Source organism: Enterobacter adelaidei (assembly GCF_041937165.1).
Lineage (GTDB): Bacteria > Pseudomonadota > Gammaproteobacteria > Enterobacterales > Enterobacteriaceae > Enterobacter > Enterobacter adelaidei.
The window spans coordinates 3,172,502-3,189,240 of the sequence record NZ_CP154353.1 but is presented as its reverse complement, the minus strand read 5'-3'; the positions used below and the strand labels follow the sequence as shown (position 1 = coordinate 3,189,240).

The 16,739-nt window shown below is 52.8% G+C and carries 14 protein-coding genes; 10 read left to right on the top strand and 4 right to left on the bottom strand.

Annotation, left to right across the window (positions count from 1 at the left end):
- Positions 1-18: 18 nt before the first annotated feature.
- Positions 19-2,160 carry a phosphate acetyltransferase gene (pta, locus tag AAHF05_RS15380; protein WP_129324687.1) on the bottom strand — a complete coding sequence of 714 codons (2,142 nt, stop codon included), beginning with the start codon at positions 2,158-2,160 and terminating at the stop codon, positions 19-21.
- Between the two features lie 76 nt (positions 2,161-2,236).
- Positions 2,237-3,439, bottom strand: coding sequence for an acetate kinase (ackA, locus tag AAHF05_RS15375; protein ID WP_028016237.1), 1,203 nt, complete (start codon positions 3,437-3,439; stop codon positions 2,237-2,239).
- 337 nt (positions 3,440-3,776) lie between these two features.
- Between ackA and yfbV the strand changes: the two genes are divergently transcribed.
- The 4 genes from yfbV (at position 3,777) to AAHF05_RS15355 (ending at position 7,398) form a co-directional block, all read left to right on the top strand.
- On the top strand, positions 3,777-4,232 hold the full coding sequence (gene yfbV, locus AAHF05_RS15370; RefSeq protein WP_028016238.1) for a terminus macrodomain insulation protein YfbV: 456 nt from the start codon (positions 3,777-3,779) through the stop codon (positions 4,230-4,232).
- A 91-nt stretch (positions 4,233-4,323) separates the two neighbouring features.
- Positions 4,324-4,818, top strand: a complete 495-nt coding sequence (locus tag AAHF05_RS15365; RefSeq protein WP_028016239.1) for a YfbU family protein — start codon at positions 4,324-4,326, stop codon at positions 4,816-4,818.
- 11 nt (positions 4,819-4,829) lie between these two features.
- Positions 4,830-5,489: a sugar phosphatase gene (locus tag AAHF05_RS15360; RefSeq protein WP_028016240.1), complete on the top strand. Its 660-nt coding sequence runs from the start codon at positions 4,830-4,832 to the stop codon at positions 5,487-5,489.
- 76 nt (positions 5,490-5,565) lie between these two features.
- A complete protein-coding gene (locus tag AAHF05_RS15355) occupies positions 5,566-7,398 on the top strand; it encodes an SLC13 family permease (protein ID WP_129324686.1) in 1,833 nt (610 codons plus the stop codon).
- A gap of 40 nt (positions 7,399-7,438) precedes the next feature.
- On the opposite strand, the gene yfbR is transcribed toward AAHF05_RS15355, so the two are convergent.
- Positions 7,439-8,038 carry a 5'-deoxynucleotidase gene (yfbR, locus tag AAHF05_RS15350; RefSeq protein WP_028016242.1) on the bottom strand — a complete coding sequence of 200 codons (600 nt, stop codon included), beginning with the start codon at positions 8,036-8,038 and terminating at the stop codon, positions 7,439-7,441.
- A 94-nt stretch (positions 8,039-8,132) separates the two neighbouring features.
- Positions 8,133-9,347, bottom strand: coding sequence for an alanine transaminase AlaA (alaA, locus tag AAHF05_RS15345; protein ID WP_003861471.1), 1,215 nt, complete (start codon positions 9,345-9,347; stop codon positions 8,133-8,135).
- A 936-nt stretch (positions 9,348-10,283) separates the two neighbouring features.
- On the opposite strand from alaA, the gene lrhA reads away from it, so the two are divergent.
- The 6 genes from lrhA (at position 10,284) to nuoF (ending at position 16,712) form a co-directional block, all read left to right on the top strand.
- Positions 10,284-11,222, top strand: a complete 939-nt coding sequence (gene lrhA / locus AAHF05_RS15340; protein ID WP_028016244.1) for a transcriptional regulator LrhA — start codon at positions 10,284-10,286, stop codon at positions 11,220-11,222.
- Between the two features lie 630 nt (positions 11,223-11,852).
- On the top strand, positions 11,853-12,293 hold the full coding sequence (nuoA, locus tag AAHF05_RS15335; RefSeq protein ID WP_014171000.1) for an NADH-quinone oxidoreductase subunit NuoA: 441 nt from the start codon (positions 11,853-11,855) through the stop codon (positions 12,291-12,293).
- Positions 12,294-12,308: 15 nt separating this feature from the next.
- Complete coding sequence (gene nuoB, locus AAHF05_RS15330) at positions 12,309-12,983, top strand: NADH-quinone oxidoreductase subunit NuoB (RefSeq protein ID WP_003861482.1); 675 nt, start codon at positions 12,309-12,311, stop codon at positions 12,981-12,983.
- An 89-nt stretch (positions 12,984-13,072) separates the two neighbouring features.
- Positions 13,073-14,875 (top strand): NADH-quinone oxidoreductase subunit C/D, encoded by a 1,803-nt coding sequence (nuoC, locus tag AAHF05_RS15325; protein WP_028016245.1) that lies wholly within the window; start codon positions 13,073-13,075, stop codon positions 14,873-14,875.
- Between the two features lie 2 nt (positions 14,876-14,877).
- On the top strand, positions 14,878-15,378 hold the full coding sequence (gene nuoE / locus AAHF05_RS15320; RefSeq protein ID WP_006176513.1) for an NADH-quinone oxidoreductase subunit NuoE: 501 nt from the start codon (positions 14,878-14,880) through the stop codon (positions 15,376-15,378).
- Positions 15,375-16,712, top strand: coding sequence for an NADH-quinone oxidoreductase subunit NuoF (nuoF, locus tag AAHF05_RS15315; protein ID WP_023312536.1), 1,338 nt, complete (start codon positions 15,375-15,377; stop codon positions 16,710-16,712). The genes nuoE and nuoF overlap by 4 nt, the downstream gene beginning before the upstream one ends.
- Positions 16,713-16,739: the final 27 nt, after the last annotated feature.

The following is a 16,739-nucleotide window of genomic DNA, read 5'->3' as shown; positions in this document are numbered from 1 at the left end:
TTTTTGTTGCAGTAAAACTTACTGCTGCTGTGAAGACTGGATCGCGGTCAGCGCGATGGTGTAGACGATATCGTCTACCAGCGCACCACGGGACAGGTCGTTCACAGGTTTGCGCATACCCTGCAGCATTGGCCCGATGGAGATCAGGTCTGCAGAACGCTGTACCGCTTTGTAGGTGGTGTTACCGGTGTTCAGATCAGGGAAGATGAACACGGTCGCGCGACCTGCAACCGGTGAGTTCGGCGCTTTGGATTTCGCAACGTCAGCCATAACCGCAGCATCGTACTGCAGAGGGCCATCGATCATCAGGTCAGGACGTTTTTCCTGTGCCAGACGTGTTGCTTCACGGACTTTCTCTACATCGCTACCTGCACCAGAGGTACCGGTGGAGTAGGAAAGCATTGCTACACGTGGTTCGATGCCGAAGGCAATCGCGGAGTCAGCAGACTGGATAGCGATTTCAGCCAGTTGTTCTGCGGTTGGATCCGGGTTGATCGCGCAGTCACCGTAAACATAAACCTGTTCAGGCAGCAGCATGAAGAACACGGACGAAACCAGAGAGCTGCCTGGCGCTGTTTTGATCAGCTGCAATGGCGGGCGAATGGTATTCGCAGTGGTGTGAACTGCACCAGAAACCAGACCGTCAACTTCGTCCTGCTCCAGCATCAGCGTACCCAGCACCACGTTGTCTTCCAGCTGTTCACGCGCAACGGCTTCGGTCATGCCTTTGCTCTTACGCAGCTCAACCAGACGTGCAACATAGCTTTCGCGAACCACTTCCGGGTCAACGATTTCGATACCGGCACCCAGTTCAACGCCCTGAGAGGCCGCTACGCGGTTGATCTCGTCCGGGTTGCCCAGCAGCACACAGGTCGCGATGCCGCGTTCTGCACAGATAGCCGCCGCTTTAACGGTACGAGGTTCGTCGCCTTCTGGCAGAACAACGCGTTTGCCCGCTTTACGCGCCAGCTCGGTCAGCTGATAACGGAACGCAGGAGGAGACAGACGACGGCTGCGCTCGGAGGTCGCCGTCAGGGATTCGATCCAGTCTGCGTTGATGTAACCCGCAACGTATTCCTGAACTTTCTCGATACGCTCGTGGTCATCAACCGGTACTTCCAGGTTGAAGCTCTGCAGGCTCAGAGAGGTCTGCCAGGTGTTGGTGTTCACCATGAAGACTGGCAGGCCAGTGGCGAACGCGCGTTCGCACAGTTTGCTGACGCGCGGGTCCATCTCGTAGGCACCGGTCAGCAAGATAGCGCCGATTTCCACGCCGTTCATCGCGGCCAGGCACGCTGCAACCAGGACGTCAGGACGGTCTGCGGACGTTACCAGCAGGGAACCTGCGCGGAAGTGTTCCAGCATGTGCGGAATGCTACGCGCACAGAAGGTCACGGATTTCACGCGGCGGGTATTGATGTCGCCTTCGTTAACGATGGTGGCGTTCAGGTGACGCGCCATGTCGATTGCACGGGTGGCAATCAGATCGAAACTCCATGGTACCGCGCCAAGTACTGGCAGCGGGCTGGATTCCTGCAGTTTAGCCGGATCAACTTTGATGACTTTCGCTTTGGAGGAGTCGTCGAAGATCTCGGACAGATCAGGGCGAGTACGGCCCTGCTCATCAACTGGCGCATTCAGTTTGTTAACGATTACGCCAGTGATGTTGGTGTTTTTAGCGCCGCCGAAGCTGCTGCGAGTCAGTTCGATACGCTCGTTCAGCTGCTCAGGGGTATCAGTGCCCTGAGACATCACGAAAACGATCTCTGCGTTCAGGGTTTTCGCGATTTCGAAGTTCAGAGACTGGGCAAACTGGTGTTTGCGGGTCGGGACCAGACCTTCAACCAGCACCACTTCCGCGTCTTGCGTGTTAGCGTGGTAGTTGGCGATGATCTCTTCCATCAGCACGTCTTTCTGGTTGCTGGACAGCAGAGACTCAACGTGGTTCATCTTCAGCGGTTCAGCCGCTGGCAGATTGGAGTTCTTGCGAACGATGGTGGTGGTCTGGTCTGGCGCATCGCCACCGGCACGAGGCTGGGCGATTGGCTTAAAGACGCTCAGACGAACGCCTTTGCGTTCCATAGCACGGATAACGCCAAGGCTGACGCTGGTCAGGCCGACGCTGGTTCCGGTAGGGATCAGCATAATAGTACGGGACACGGTTTATCCTCTTTCGTTACCGCCGAAATTGGGCGGGTTACAAAACAGCACCGCCAGCTTAGCTGGCGGTGTGGAATCAGGCGGTAAGACGGTTTGCGTCTTGCGCGATGACCAGCTCTTCGTTAGTTGGGATAACGATAGCCGGGCGGGTGCCTTCTTTGTTGATGAAGCCAGACTTGCCGAAACGGGCAGCCAGGTTACGCTCGTGATCAACGTCGAAGCCCAGAACGCCCAGTTTGCCCAGGGACAGTTCACGCACCATTGCCGCGTTCTCACCGATACCACCGGTGAAGATAACCGCGTCCAGACGGCCTTCCATCAGCGCAGTGTAAGAGCCGATGTACTTCGCCAGACGGTGGCAGTAAACGTCCATTGCACGTTTAGCGTCTTCTTTTTCTGCGTAGTTGTCTTCAACATAACGGCAGTCGCTGGTCACTTCGGTCAGACCCAGCAGGCCAGACTCTTTGGTCAGCATCTTGTTGATCTGATCAACGCTCATGCCCAGAGTGTCGTGCAGGTGGAAGATAATCGCCGGGTCGATATCACCGGAACGTGTACCCATCACCAGACCTTCCAGTGGGGTCAGACCCATGGAGGTATCAACGCATTTACCGTTGCGGATAGCAGAAACAGAACCACCGTTGCCCAGGTGGCAAGTGATGATGTTCAGCTCTTCAACTGGCTTGTTCAGTACTTTTGCCGCTTCCTGAGTCACATAGAAGTGGCTGGTGCCGTGCGCGCCGTAGCGACGAACACCGTGCTCTTTGTACAGGCTGTATGGCAGGGCATAGAGGTAAGACTCTTCCGGCATGGTCTGATGGAACGCGGTGTCAAACACGGCCACGTTTTTATCTTTCAGATTCGGGAAGGATTTCAGCGCTTCAGCGATACCGATCAGATGCGCCGGGTTGTGCAGCGGTGCAAACGAGGCAGCATCTTTGATGCCCTGAATAACAGAGTCGTCGATCACGACGGAGCTGGTGTATTTTTCGCCGCCGTGGACGATACGGTGACCAATCGCAGTCAGCTGAGCAGACAGTTCTGGTTTTTGTGCCAGAATAGTGTTAACGATAAAGTTCAGCGCTTCACTGTGAGCGGCGCCTGCACCTAAAGCCGCTTCTTGTTTGCTGCCGTCCATCTTCCACTTGATACGTGCTTCAGGCAGATGGAAACATTCGGCCAAACCAGAGAGGTATTCGTCACCGTTGAGCGCATCGATGATGGCGAATTTCAGTGAGGAGCTACCGCAGTTCAGAACCAGTACTAACTTACTCGACATGGAAGTACCTATTATTGATACGTGGCTAAAAAAACGTCAGTGAGTCTAACAGCGTAACGCATGATGACTCAGACATTTATGATTAACATCATGCCAAACGAACATTCTGGCATGATGAAAGAAATACCTATGATTTTATGCCATTTTGAACATTTTTCAGACAATGGCATAATATGCGATAATTTGACGAGTTAATGATTCTCGTCTATGGCCCTATCAGGCTGGCACAGGATACCCGATACGGGGTAGGGATGACAAAATATTTTGAACGTTGTCATCGCCTGTTGTGGTTTTGCACGAAAATTTTAAATTTTATATGTGAAGTTGAGGTACAGCCATGTCGACACCAGAGAACCCGACCGTAAATTTCTTTAGTCTGTTTCGTCGGGGACAGCATTACGCAAAGACGTGGCCGATGGAAAAGCGTCTTGCACCCATGTTTATAGAGAATCGTACCATCCGCGCAACGCGCTATGCGATTCGATTTATGCCTCCCGTCGCTATCTTTACCCTGTGCTGGCAAATCGCGTTGGGCGGTCAGCTTGGTCCGGCGGTCGCGACGGCGCTTTTCGCGTTAAGTCTGCCAATGCAGGGGCTCTGGTGGTTAGGTAAACGCTCCATCACACCGCTTCCGCCTTCTATTTTACACTGGTTTTATGAAGTTCGCGGAAAACTGGAAGAGGCAGGCCAGGCGCTTGCCCCGGTCGAAGGCAAGCCGGATTACCAGGCGCTGGCCGACACGCTTAAGCGAGCTTTTAAGCAACTTGATAAAACATTCCTCGATGATTTGTGATTGATCATCGAAACGACTATTAAAAGAAGGCACAGTAACAATCAGTTACCGTGTCTTTTTTTTAAGTGCAATGCGCTACAGGAGTCGAAAGATGGAAATGACCCATGCTCAACGTCTGATTTTGTCTAACCAGTACAAGATGATGACTATGCTTGATCCCGATAACGCTGCGCGCTACAGCCGCCTGCAGACCATCGTCGAACGCGGTTTTGGTTTGCAAATGCGCGAACTGGATCGCGAGTTTGGTGAGCTGAAAGAAGAAACCTGCCGCATCGTGATCGACATTATGGAGATGTATCACGCCCTGCATGTGTCCTGGACGAATCTTAAAGATCAGCAGTCCATTGACGAGCGCCGTGTCACCTTCTTAGGCTTTGATGCTGCTACAGAAGCGCGTTATCTGAGCTATGTTCGCTTTATGGTGAATACCGAGGGGCGTTATACCCACTTTGATGCGGGCACTCACGGCTTCAACGCGCAGACCCCAATGTGGGATAAATACCAGCGCATGTTGAGCGCGTGGCACGGCTGTCCGCGCCAGTACCATTTAAGCAGCAACGAAATTCAACAAATCATTAATGCCTGACGGAGGTGCGTGTGCAGTGTAGAGGTTTTCTGTTTGATCTGGACGGTACGCTGGTGGATTCGCTGCCGGTTGTGGAGCGCTCCTGGTGCCATTGGGCTGACAGACATGGTATCGACCATCAGGAGGTGCTGAATTTTATCCATGGCAAACAGGCCATAACCTCGCTAAGGCACTTCCTGGCCGGACGCTCTGAGGACGACATTCAGGCGGAGTTCAAATACCTGGAACACATTGAAGCCACCGATACGGACGGCATCACTGCGTTACCAGGGGCACGCGAACTGCTTGAGCATCTGAACGAGGCACAGATCCCATGGGCGATTGTCACCTCCGGTTCCGTGCCGGTTGCTCACGCCCGACACAAGGCGGCAGGCCTGCCAACACCCGAAGTGTTTATCACGGCGGAGCGCGTTAAGCGCGGAAAACCTGAACCCGATGCTTTTTTACTGGGTGCTGAATTGCTGGGGCTCGCTCCGGCAGAGTGTGTAGTGGTCGAAGATGCAGCGGCAGGCGTCCTTGCCGGGTTAAACGCCGGTAGCCACGTTATCGCCGTCAACGTTCCGACGGGCTCCCCCCGGCTGAGTGAAGCGGACTTTGTACTTGATTCTTTGACGGCACTGGCTGTTTCAAAAGCACCCGACGGCGTTGTAACCGTCTCGCTGAAAATGTAATCCCATGATATAGCCCCACCTTGTTGGGGCTTTTTTATGGTAAAAAATTCTCATCTCCCACTGACAAGGACATGTTGTGAACGGTGAACTGATTTGGGTCCTTAGCCTGCTTTTAATCGCCATCATTCTTTTCGCCACGGGCAAGGTGCGTATGGATGCGGTCGCCTTGTTTATCATCGTTGCTTTTGTGCTGAGCGGTACGCTCACGCTGCCGGAAGCCTTCTCCGGGTTTAGCGATCCCAACGTCATTCTGATTGCCGCCCTGTTTATTATTGGCGATGGACTGGTGCGTACCGGCGTAGCGACCATCATGGGAGCATGGCTGGTGAAGGTGGCCGGTAGCAGTGAAACAAAGATGTTGATCTATCTGATGCTGACCGTCGCCGGGCTGGGGGCGTTTATGAGCTCAACGGGCGTGGTGGCGATTTTTATCCCGGTGGTGCTGAGTGTTTCCATGCGGATGCAGACCTCGCCGTCGCGCCTGATGATGCCTCTGAGTTTTGCGGGTTTGATCAGCGGTATGATGACGCTGGTGGCAACGCCGCCAAACCTGGTTGTTAACAGCGAGCTGATCCGGGAAGGATTCCAGGGGTTCAGTTTTTTCAGCGTCACCCCGCTTGGGCTGGTCATTCTTCTGTTGGGCGTGGTCTACATGCTGCTGACCCGTTTTGCTCTGAAAGGGGAAAAGCAGGATAAAACCAAAGAGGGCTGGAAGCGACGTACCTTCCGCGATCTGATCAAAGAGTACCGCCTCACAGGGCGTGCGCGCCGTCTGGCCATCCGCCCCGGTTCGCCGATGGTTGGGCAGCGGCTTGACGACCTGAGGCTGCGTGAACGTTATGGCGCGAATGTGATCGGTGTAGAGCGCTGGCGTCGTTTTCGTCGGGTTATCGTCAACGTTAACGGGGTTTCGGAATTTCGTGCGCGGGATGTCCTGCTGATTGATATGTCCACCGCAGATGTGGATCTACGTGAATTCTGCAGCGAGCAAATGCTGGAGCCGATGGTGCTGCGCGGAGAGTATTTCTCAGACCAGGCGCTCGATGTCGGCATGGCCGAAGTGTCGCTGATCCCGGAATCGGAACTACTGGGCAAAACCGTGCGCGAAATCGGCTTCCGAACCCGCTATGGTTTAAACGTGGTGGGATTGAAGCGTGATGGCGTCGCGATGGATGGGGCCGTCGTGGATGAGCCTATCCAGTTGGGGGATATTTTTCTGGTCGTCGGTAACTGGAAGCTCATCAGCCAGCTCGGGCAAAAAGGGCGTGATTTTGTGGTGCTCAACATGCCAGTTGAGGAGAGCGATGCCTCTCCGGCCCACAGTCAGGCTCCCCACGCCATTTTTTGTCTGGTACTCATGGTTGCGCTGATGCTGACCGATGAAATACCTAACCCTGTGGCGGCGATTATCGCCTGTTTACTGATGGGAAAATTCCGCTGTATTGACGCCGAAAGTGCGTATAAAGCGATTCACTGGCCGAGCATTATTCTCATCGTCGGGATGATGCCCTTCGCCCTGGCGCTGCAAAAAACCGGCGGGGTAGATCTGATCGTTAAAGGTTTGATGGACGTTGGCGGCGGGTATGGGCCGTACATGATGATGATCTGCCTGTTTATTATGTGCGCCACCATCGGTCTGTTTATCTCAAACACCGCGACGGCGGTATTGATGGCGCCGATTGCGCTGGCGATGGCGAAATCCATGGGCGTGTCGCCGTATCCCTTTGCGATGATGGTGGCGATGGCGGCATCAGCAGCGTTTATGACGCCAGTCTCTTCACCGGTCAATACCCTGGTACTGGGGCCGGGGAACTACCGATTCAGCGATTTTGTGAAACTGGGCGTGCCGTTCACCGTGCTGGTGATGCTGGTTTGCGTGGTATTGATACCGGTCCTGTTCCCGTTCTGAGAATTTTGCCGGGTAAGGCGAAGCCGCCACCCGGCAAAAGTTACAACGGCGAATCCTGGCTAATCTCGTCCAGCGATAAATGGAAGCTCGGTACAAACACCTGCATAAAATAATCCATCTCTTCACTGCGGCGGGATTCCAGCGTTTTCTCCAGACGCGTTTTCGCCAGTAAAAATTCGTTGTTTCCTGCAGAGAGTTCTTCCAGACACTTCAGGTAGGCGCATAGCGCGTCGGCCTGTTTGACCAGCGACTTTTCATCTTCCGTGTACTGATGCTCATCGATCAGTGGCTCAAAGATATCGCGTAACTCCTCAGGCACCATATCGATCAGCTTCTGCTGGGCAATTTTCTCGATGGCCTTATATTCCTGGGCAATCTGCGAGTTGAAATATTTCACTGGCGTAGGCAGATCGCCGGTCAGCACTTCTGACGCGTCATGGTACATCGCCAGCAGGGCAATGCGTTCCGCGTTGACCTGGCCGTTAAATTTGCGGTTCTTAATGGCGGCCAGCGCGTGAGCAACCATGGCAACCTGCAAACTGTGCTCCGATACATTCTCAGTGCGCACGTTGCGCATCAGCGGCCAGCGGTTGATGAGTTTCAGGCGGGAGAGGTGGGCAAAGAAATGACTCTGACTCATAAGGTACCTTTTGTCTTCACTGCGACAGACTTCATTGTGCGGGGAGGGGAGGGAAGATGCAAATCAGGCTACCGAGGTAGCCTGATTTTTAAGATTACTGATGATAGCCGGAAAGGAATCGCCCGAATCTGCTGATGGCCATTTCGAGATCGTCTTCGCGCGGCAGCGTCACGATACGCACGTGATCCGGCCACGGCCAGTTAAACGCCGTCCCCTGAACCAGCAGCACTTTTTCCTGCAGCAGGAAATCGAGCACCATTTTCTGGTCGTCATGAATATTGAAGCGCTTCGCGTCAATTTTCGGGAACATATAGAGCGCGCCATTCGGCTTCACGCAGGAGACGCCAGGGATGTCGTTGATCAGTTCCCATGCGCGGTTACGCTGTTCGTACAGACGACCGCCAGGGACAATAAACTCACTGATGCTCTGATAGCCACCGAGCGCCGTCTGGATCGCGTGCTGCGCCGGAACGTTGGCACATAAACGCATGGAGGCCAGCATCTCCAGCCCTTCAATATAGCCTTTGGCGTGTTTTTTCGGGCCGTTCAATACCATCCAGCCCTGACGGAAACCGGCCACTCGGTAGGTTTTAGACAGACCGTTAAAGGTCACGGTCAGCAAGTCTGGTGCCAGCGCGGCGATAGAGTGATGCTGCGCCGCGTCGTACAGGATCTTGTCGTAAATTTCGTCGGCAAAGATGATCAGGTTGTGCTGACGGGCGATCTCGACGATCTCCATCAGGAGTTCTTTGGAATAGACCGCACCCGTAGGGTTGTTCGGGTTAATAATCACGATGCCACGCGTACGAGGGGTGATTTTCGCGCGAATATCATCGAGATCCGGGAACCAGTCAGAAGACTCGTCGCACAGGTAGTGCACCGCTTTCCCACTGGACAAGGATACGGCTGCCGTCCAAAGCGGGTAGTCCGGCGCAGGTACCAGCATCTCGTCGCCGCTGTTCAGCAGCGCCTGCATCGCCTGCACGATCAGTTCAGAGACGCCGTTACCAATATAGATATCTTCAACGGTAACATCACGCATACCGCGAGCCTGATAGTGCTGCATGATAGCTTTACGCGCGGAGTAAAGTCCTTTTGAATCGCAATAGCCTTGTGCGGTGGGTAGGTTGCGGATCACATCAACCAGAATTTCATCCGGCGCTTCAAAACCAAATGGCGCAGGGTTACCAATGTTGAGTTTAAGAACCTTATTGCCTTCTTCTTCCAGGCGTTTTGCCTCTTTCAGAACCGGGCCACGGATGTCATAACAGACGTTATCTAGCTTGCTGGATTTTTCGATAGGGGACATGAACCTTAACCTTTTTGCTATTATTGCCACTCCCTGCCGTGGAAGTTAGCACGGAATAATGTACTCCCCCCTCGCTTCGTTTTGAAGGGTGTGCAGTAGAAGATTTTGTGAAGAGAGCAAAAGTCTGGTGAATCTATTTCGCTATAGATGTGCCTCTTTACTGTCTTAAAGTTATGCACACAGCACATGCTTAGGTTAATTGTACTGTTCATTTGGAAAAATGCTGTATATTGTGCTGGCGAAAATAACTGGCGAGCGGCACCGAGTGGGAAGTCACGCTGCGTGACTTTTCGTAAAACCTGAATGCTTGCTACATTTGACCGTAATAGCATGATGTGGCTAAAAGTTACTCATGTGAAATTAATGTTAAGCATTATTAATGAAAGACCTTAATCTAAATTAAAATTTATTTATTATTAACGAACAAAATGCAACTTTAGTTAATATTAATAAAATCAGTTTAGAAGGTTAACAACCCCTTTTAATCCGCAATATTGCAATAAGACTTATAAATAAAGTGGATTTGGGTTAAGATGTCTTTCAGGAAAGCAGGCAACAGATGCATATGTTTTGTTTATCTGGAACTGCTTATCTGAATTAATTGATTGTTATTGTTGGAGTTATCTCTGGCTGGAATGTGTCGAACATTTCCCGCTACGTTGACAGCGCTGCGATATAGATGGCAGAAAAGGTGTTGTACCTTTAATGTAATTTACATAACCCTGCGAACATCTAAATATCCTGAACGTTTAAGAGAATAAAAATAACGTCATGAAACGTGCTTTCTGACTGTTGATATAAAGCAGCACAATAACTATCTGTCAGGCAGTCTGCCGGGCCGGGATGCGAGGGAAAACCTTCAGAGGGAATTGCTTAACTGTTACACACAGCTTCAACCCGGGCAGCTCCGCACGAGCAACCTGAAAGTGAATAGATATGATAAATGCAAATCGTCCGATAATGAATCTCGACCTCGATCTGCTGAGAACGTTTGTTGCGGTCGCCGATCTCAACACTTTTGCAGCTGCTGCTGCCGCCGTTTGCCGAACCCAGTCCGCCGTTAGCCAGCAAATGCAGCGGCTGGAGCAGCTGGTTGGTAAAGAGCTTTTTGCCCGTCATGGGCGTAATAAGCTCTTAACGGAACACGGTATTCAGCTTCTGGGTTATGCCAGGAAAATTCTTCGCTTTAATGATGAAGCATGTATGTCATTAATGTTTAGCAACCTCCAGGGGGTGTTAACCTTAGGGGCATCTGATGAGTCAGCAGATACGATATTGCCGTTCCTTCTCAATCGAATTAGTTCGGTTTATCCGAAGCTTGCGCTGGATGTGAGCGTAAAACGCAATGCCTTTATGGTTGAGATGTTAGATGAGAAAAAGGTCGACCTGGTGGTCACCACGCATCGCCCCGGGCAGTTTGATTGCCTGACGTTGCGTACATCACCAACGCACTGGTATTGCGCAGCAGAATATGTGCTGCAAAAAGGGGAGCCTGTTCCACTGGTTTTACTGGATGACCCAAGTCCTTTCCGCGATATGGTGCTGACTGCGTTAAATGAAGCCAATATTCCGTGGCGTTTAGCGTATGTGGCTTCCACGTTGCCAGCGGTTCGCGCTGCTGTGAAAGCAGGGCTTGGCGTAACGGCACGCCCGGTAGAGATGATGAGCCCTGATCTGCGTGTGTTGGGTAAGTCTGATGGTCTTCCGGTGTTGCCCGATACGGAATATCTGCTTTGCCACAACTCGTCCACCCATAACGAGCTGGCGAAAGTGGTGTTCGAGGCAATGGAAAACTACCATAACCCGTGGCAGTTCGAACACGTTACCTCCGAAGGGGGGGATGATTCCCTGATCGTTGAAGGTGATTTTGAGTGATCAATAGCTCAAAATTCTGGTAACAAAATGTAAGTGTAAAAAAAAGCCGCTCATGCCATTTTCGCATGCAGTGGCTTTTTTTTGGCAATAATACCCGCTTATGGCGCATGGATTTTCAGGATACTCTCTATTTATCAATAGGCTAAATGCTTTTGCTTAAAACTTGTCCGTTTCCCGTTCTAACTTCATCCACATCTCTCTCATGTTAAAAAAACAGGAAATATGTTGCCGTTTTTCCGGTTGAATTAACAAAAGCGTGTCGCAGATCAAGAAAATACTCCTATTTGGGGGGAGGAATCGCTGGCAAATCCTGTCAAAATAGGAGGGTTATTTTTTTTACTTCCGAAACGGACACGATTCAACAACATACATTTGACGGAAAGTCATGCACCCACCAGGGTTAAAGGGCACCAAATGTTAATGAGAATCGCTCGATGTAATTTAATGTGAAGAAACCTTTGTTAAAGTTGACAATAGGTTATAGAAAGGAGTAAAAAACCCCATCATTTTGCTGTCTCCGTCTCATTTCTGACAGTTAGTGTAAGGTTATTTGTTCCTCCCCATGAATCGATGTGATGCCCATCTGCCAGCAAGAGCAGTGTCGTAGGTATCACTTTTGATGAGTAAGCAATGAGTATGTCAACATCCACAGAAGTCATCGCTCATCACTGGGCATTCGCAATCTTTCTTATTGTAGCCATTGGCCTGTGCTGCCTGATGTTAGTCGGCGGCTGGTTCCTGGGCGGTCGCGCCCGTGCAAGGCACAAAAACACACCTTTCGAATCAGGTATTGATTCAGTAGGTTCCGCTCGCTTACGCCTGTCTGCCAAGTTCTATCTGGTAGCCATGTTCTTCGTCATCTTTGACGTGGAAGCGCTTTACCTTTTCGCATGGTCAACGTCCATCCGCGAAAGTGGTTGGGTGGGCTTTGTCGAGGCCGCAATTTTCATTTTAGTGCTACTGGCCGGTCTGGTTTATCTGGTGCGCATTGGCGCGCTTGACTGGACGCCTGCGCGTTCACGTCGTGAACACATCAACCCGGAAAACAGTATCTCTAATCGTCAGCAGTAACAGCGAGGCAATAAGATGGATTATACGCTCACCCGCATAGATCCTAACGGTGAGAATGACCGTTACCCCCTGCAAAAACAGGAGATCGTAACCGACCCCCTGGAGCAAGAAGTCAATAAAAGCGTGTACATGGGCAAACTCGAGCATGCCATGCACGATATGGTCAACTGGGGTCGTAAGAACTCCATCTGGCCTTACAACTTTGGCCTTTCTTGCTGCTACGTTGAAATGGTGACGTCATTCACTGCGGTGCATGACGTTGCGCGTTTTGGGGCAGAGGTACTGCGTGCTTCCCCACGTCAGGCTGACCTGATGGTGGTAGCCGGTACGTGCTTTACCAAGATGGCACCTGTTATTCAGCGTCTTTATGACCAGATGCTGGAGCCAAAATGGGTTATCTCCATGGGCGCATGTGCAAACTCTGGCGGTATGTACGACATCTATTCCGTCGTGCAGGGCGTAGATAAATTTATCCCAGTGGATGTGTACATCCCGGGTTGTCCGCCACGCCCGGAAGCCTACATGCAGGCGCTGATGCTGCTGCAGGAGTCTATCGGTAAAGAACGTCGCCCACTGTCGTGGGTTGTTGGCGATCAGGGTGTGTATCGCGCGAACATGCAGTCTGAGCGCGAGCGTAAACGTGGTGAACGTATTGCCGTCACCAATCTGCGTACGCCTGACGAAATTTAATTTGCGCCTGTAGGCCTGGAGAACACCTTCGCATATCACTACTCAAATAGCGCGAAGCCAGGCTCAACAGTCACCACGGACCATTTGCAATGGTGAACAATATGACCGACTTAACCGCGCAAGAAGCCGCCTGGCAGACCCGGGATCATCTGGATGACCCAGTCATTGGCGAACTGCGCAACCGTTTTGGGCCGGATGCCTTTACTGTTCAGGCTACCCGCACCGGGGTACCCGTTGTTTGGGTGAAGCGTGAGCAATTACTGGAAGTTGTCGATTTCCTCAAGAAATTGCCAAAACCGTACGTCATGCTGTTTGACTTACACGGCATGGATGAACGTCTGCGTACCCACCGCCAGGGCCTCCCTGCTGCGGATTTTTCCGTTTTCTACCACCTGATCTCAATAGACCGTAATACGGATATCATGCTCAAGGTGGCATTGTCTGAAAACGACATGCATCTGCCGACGATCACCAAACTTTTCCCGAACGCCAACTGGTATGAACGTGAAACCTGGGAAATGTTCGGCATGACCTTCGACGGCCACCCGCACCTGACGCGCATCATGATGCCGCATACCTGGACCGGCCACCCGCTGCGTAAAGACTACCCGGCACGTGCCACCGAATTCGATCCGTTTGAGCTGACCAAAGCCAAGCAGGATCTGGAGATGGAAGCGCTGACCTTCAAGCCGGAAGACTGGGGCATGAAGCGCGGTACCGACAACGAGGACTTCATGTTCCTTAACCTCGGTCCGAACCACCCGTCTGCGCACGGTGCATTCCGTATTATTCTTCAGCTCGACGGCGAAGAGATTGTCGACTGCGTGCCTGACATCGGCTACCACCACCGTGGTGCTGAGAAGATGGGTGAGCGTCAGTCCTGGCACAGCTACATTCCGTATACCGACCGTATCGAATATCTCGGCGGCTGCGTAAACGAAATGCCATACGTGCTGGCCGTTGAGAAACTGGCGGGTATCGTTACGCCGGATCGCGTTAACGTGATCCGCGTTATGCTGTCCGAGCTGTTCCGTATCAACAGCCACCTGCTGTACATCTCTACGTTCATTCAGGACGTGGGTGCGATGACTCCGGTCTTCTTCGCCTTTACCGACCGTCAGAAAATCTACGATCTGGTTGAGGCAATTACCGGTTTCCGTATGCACCCTGCCTGGTTCCGTATTGGCGGTGTGGCACACGATCTGCCGCGCGGCTGGGACCGTCTGCTGCGCGAATTCCTCGACTGGATGCCAAAACGTCTGGCCTCTTACGAGAAAGCCGCACTGCGTAACACCATTCTGAAAGGCCGTTCCCAGGGCGTTGCTGCCTACGGTGCGAAAGAGGCGCTGGAGTGGGGTACGACAGGTGCAGGTCTGCGTGCGACCGGTATTGATTTCGACGTGCGTAAAGCCCGTCCTTACTCTGGCTATGAGAACTTCGACTTTGAAGTCCCGGTTGGCGGCGGCGTTTCCGACTGCTACACACGCGTGATGCTGAAAGTGGAAGAGTTGCGCCAGAGTCTGCGCATTCTTGAGCAGTGCCTCAACAACATGCCGGAAGGCCCGTTCAAAGCGGATCACCCGCTGACGACGCCGCCGCCGAAAGAGCGCACGCTGCAACATATCGAAACCCTGATCACCCACTTCCTGCAGGTTTCCTGGGGCCCGGTCATGCCGGCACAAGAATCCTTCCAGATGATTGAAGCGACCAAGGGTATTAACAGTTACTACCTGACCAGTGACGGCAGCACCATGAGCTACCGTACCCGCGTGCGTACGCCGAGTTTTGCGCATCTGCAGCAGATCCCGTCCGCCATCCGCGGCAGTCTGGTCTCCGACCTGATTGTGTATCTGGGTAGTATCGATTTTGTTATGTCAGATGTGGACCGCTAATTATGCACGAAAATCAACAACCACAGACCGAGGCTTTTGAGCTGAGTGAAGCAGAGCGTGCCGCCATTGAGCACGAGATGCACCACTACGAAGACCCGCGTGCGGCGTCCATTGAAGCGCTGAAAATCGTACAGAAACAGCGTGGTTGGGTGCCGGATGGGGCGATCTATGAGATCGCAAAAGTGCTGGGTATTCCGGCCAGTGACGTAGAGGGCGTAGCCACGTTCTACAGCCAGATCTTCCGTCAGCCGGTAGGCCGCCATGTGATCCGCTACTGTGACAGCGTCGTTTGTCACATTACCGGTTATCAGGGCATTCAGGCAGCAATTGAGAAGAAGCTCAATATCAAGCCGGGCCAGACCACGTTCGATGGTCGCTTTACTCTGCTGCCAACCTGCTGCCTGGGTAACTGCGACAAGGGGCCGACCATGATGATTGATGAGGACACTCACAGCCATCTGACGCCGGAAGCCATTCCTGACCTGCTGGAGCAGTACAAATGAAAACGGTAATTCGTACTGCTGAGACCCATCCGCTGACCTGGCGTCTGCGCGATGACAAACAGCCGGTATGGCTCGACGAATATCAGAGCAAAAACGGCTATGCCGGTGCGCGTAAAGCCCTGGGTGGCATGGCGCCGGACGATATCGTTAACGCGGTAAAAGATTCCGGCCTGAAGGGGCGCGGTGGTGCAGGTTTCTCCACGGGTCTGAAGTGGAGCCTGATGCCAAAAGACGAATCCATGAACATCCGTTACCTGCTGTGTAACGCCGATGAAATGGAGCCGGGCACCTATAAAGACCGCCTGCTGATGGAGCAACTGCCACACCTGCTGGTGGAAGGTATGTTGATCTCCGCGTTCGCGCTGAAAGCGTACCGTGGCTACATATTCCTGCGTGGTGAGTACATCGAAGCGGCAGAAAACCTGCGTCGCGCGATTGCCGAAGCCACCGAAGCGGGTCTGCTCGGTAAAAATATTCTGGGCACAGGTTTTGACTTCGAACTGTTCGTGCACACCGGTGCCGGGCGTTACATCTGCGGTGAAGAAACCGCGCTGATTAACTCCCTGGAAGGTCGTCGTGCGAACCCGCGTTCCAAGCCACCGTTCCCGGCAAGCTCCGGTGTATGGGGTAAACCGACCTGCGTAAACAACGTCGAAACCCTGTGTAACGTTCCGGCTATCCTCGCTAACGGCGTGGAGTGGTATCAGGGCATCTCCTCAAGCAAAGATGCGGGTACCAAGCTGATGGGCTTCTCCGGTCGCGTGAAAAACCCTGGCGTCTGGGAGCTGCCGTTCGGTACCACCGCGCGCGAAATTCTTGAAGACTACGCCGGCGGCATGCGCGATGGCCTGAAATTCAAAGCCTGGCAGCCGGGTGGGGCAGGGACAGACTTCCTGACCGAAGCCCACCTTGATCTGCCAATGGAATTCGAAAGCATTGGTAAAGCAGGCAGCCGCCTGGGTACGGCGCTGGCGATGGCCGTCGACCACGAGATCGGCATGGTGTCGCTGGTGCGTAACCTGGAAGAGTTCTTTGCCCGCGAGTCCTGCGGCTGGTGTACGCCATGCCGTGATGGTCTGCCGTGGAGCGTGAAGATCCTGCGTGCAATCGAACGTGGCGAAGGCCAGCCGGGTGATATTGAGACACTTGAGCAACTGTGTCGATTCTTAGGCCCAGGCAAAACCTTCTGTGCCCACGCACCGGGTGCCGTCGAGCCACTGCAAAGCGCGATTAAATATTTCCGCGACGAATTCGAAGCAGGCATCAAGCAGCCGTTCAGCAATACCCATGCCATTAATGGGATTCAGCCGAACCTGCTGAAAGCGCGCTGGTAAAGACAGAATTTTGATTAACGCTCGGTT

What these genes read in the sequence shown, in the direction of transcription:
- alaA (WP_003861471.1), bottom strand. Translation starts at nt 9,347, where the DNA reads ATGTCCCCTATCGAAAAATCCAGCAAGCTAGATAACGTCTGTTATGAC.
- nuoB (WP_003861482.1), top strand. Translation starts at nt 12,309, where the DNA reads ATGGATTATACGCTCACCCGCATAGATCCTAACGGTGAGAATGACCGT.
- nuoE (WP_006176513.1), top strand. Translation starts at nt 14,878, where the DNA reads ATGCACGAAAATCAACAACCACAGACCGAGGCTTTTGAGCTGAGTGAA.
- yfbR (WP_028016242.1), bottom strand. Translation starts at nt 8,038, where the DNA reads ATGAGTCAGAGTCATTTCTTTGCCCACCTCTCCCGCCTGAAACTCATC.
- lrhA (WP_028016244.1), top strand. Translation starts at nt 10,284, where the DNA reads ATGATAAATGCAAATCGTCCGATAATGAATCTCGACCTCGATCTGCTG.
- nuoF (WP_023312536.1), top strand. Translation starts at nt 15,375, where the DNA reads ATGAAAACGGTAATTCGTACTGCTGAGACCCATCCGCTGACCTGGCGT.
- nuoC (WP_028016245.1), top strand. Translation starts at nt 13,073, where the DNA reads ATGGTGAACAATATGACCGACTTAACCGCGCAAGAAGCCGCCTGGCAG.
- yfbV (WP_028016238.1), top strand. Translation starts at nt 3,777, where the DNA reads ATGTCGACACCAGAGAACCCGACCGTAAATTTCTTTAGTCTGTTTCGT.
- ackA (WP_028016237.1), bottom strand. Translation starts at nt 3,439, where the DNA reads ATGTCGAGTAAGTTAGTACTGGTTCTGAACTGCGGTAGCTCCTCACTG.
- nuoA (WP_014171000.1), top strand. Translation starts at nt 11,853, where the DNA reads ATGAGTATGTCAACATCCACAGAAGTCATCGCTCATCACTGGGCATTC.
- AAHF05_RS15365 (WP_028016239.1), top strand. Translation starts at nt 4,324, where the DNA reads ATGGAAATGACCCATGCTCAACGTCTGATTTTGTCTAACCAGTACAAG.